General features: G+C 65.9%; 2 protein-coding genes. Both read right to left on the minus strand.

Annotation, left to right across the window (positions count from 1 at the left end; genetic code table 11):
* Nucleotides 1-579, minus strand: a 579-nt coding sequence (locus tag D8M34_RS17910; RefSeq protein ID WP_148113089.1) for a ParA family protein, incomplete at its 3' end; no start/stop codon positions are given.
* A 14-nt stretch (nucleotides 580-593) separates the two neighbouring features.
* Nucleotides 594-875, minus strand: a complete 282-nt coding sequence (locus tag D8M34_RS17915) for a hypothetical protein (RefSeq protein WP_126894698.1) — start codon at nucleotides 873-875, stop codon at nucleotides 594-596.
* Nucleotides 876-1,222 lie beyond the last annotated feature (347 nt).

A 1,222-nucleotide genomic window follows, 5' to 3' on the forward strand; every position in this document is an offset into this window, starting at 1 on the left:
AGGTGCGTCGTAGAGGACAGGACGTTGCTCGATCAGTGGCCGGAGGGGTGGGAGCGAGGGGTGTATCGCGGTGGTCGGAAGCAGCATCCCGTGATGTTCTACAGGTACTGTGTCGGTTAGGACGTCGAGCGACGGGGGGAAGTCGATCAGCACGTGGTCGTACATGCCGTCGAGTTGCTGAAGGGCGCGGGTCAGCCGGTGTTCGGGTGAGCGGGCCGCGTGCAGTTTGCGCACCACCAGGAACATCGACACACAGTGCGGGAGGACATCGAGACAGCCGCCAGATTCAGACTGTGAGTGCCGCACGACGAGTGCACTGGTGGGGCCAGGGAGCTCTGCGGCCAGCGCGGCGGCCAGGTTCGGCTTGCTGGGGTCTGCCTCATCCAGCCCGAGCGCCTCGGTTGTGAGGTGGCCCTGTGGGTCGAGGTCGATGAGAAGAGTCCGGCGTCCCCGTTCGCACAGGGCGCCGCCGGTGCCGGCTGTGAGGCCAGTCTTCCCGACGCCGCCCTTCTGATTGAGGACGGCGGTGATGCGGGGGGGGGTCAGTGCTGCATGGGCCGGGGCAGTCTTGGGGGGCACGCCAGGATTCGATCTCACTGCGAGTCGTCGGTGAAGATACCGTTGCTGAGGAGCCAGGCGCGCCAGTAGGCGACCCGGTCGGGGTCGGCGCTGAAACCAGGTGGCCAGCCGTCGGTGACGATGAGGCGGGGAACCTCACGCACTCTGCTGCGTCCTACTCGTGAACGAGCGTTGAGCTTCCGAAGATGCGGGTCGATGACCGCGTTCATCGCCCGCGCCGTCTGGTCGAGGGTGAACTGAACGGGCCTATAGGCAAGCAGTACCTGCTCACCGTTCTCGTTAGGTCGCGCGACCATAGAGCTCTCCCGCATGTTCTCCCGCAATCGACTAGTTGGGTCGGACCTCGGAACTGTACCGAGTGCGAGTGCTCAGCCGGCGAGGGCACGCCGGACAGGAAGCAGGTCATCGCGCGGGCCCCACATCGCACAGACGATCTCAACGGCGCGCGTATACCGGGTATACGACCGTCAGACTCGACCTGCGCAACCAGAGCGCCAGACCAATCCGTCGTCGGGGCCATCGTCGGGACTCACCTCGGTGGGGTGCCGAGGCCGACGGCTGGCGACGTGCCCTGCACACCGCCGTCGGGGTCCTCAGGCGTATACCCGGTATACGCCTGAGCCGCTCTACAGCACCAGGATGT

The organism is Microbacterium sp. HSID17254 (genome assembly GCF_003989315.1).
Lineage (GTDB): Bacteria > Actinomycetota > Actinomycetes > Actinomycetales > Microbacteriaceae > Microbacterium.

Coding starts and splice junctions, on each gene's coding strand:
- D8M34_RS17915 (WP_126894698.1), bottom strand. CDS start 875: ATGGTCGCGCGACCTAACGAGAACGGTGAGCAGGTACTGCTTGCCTAT.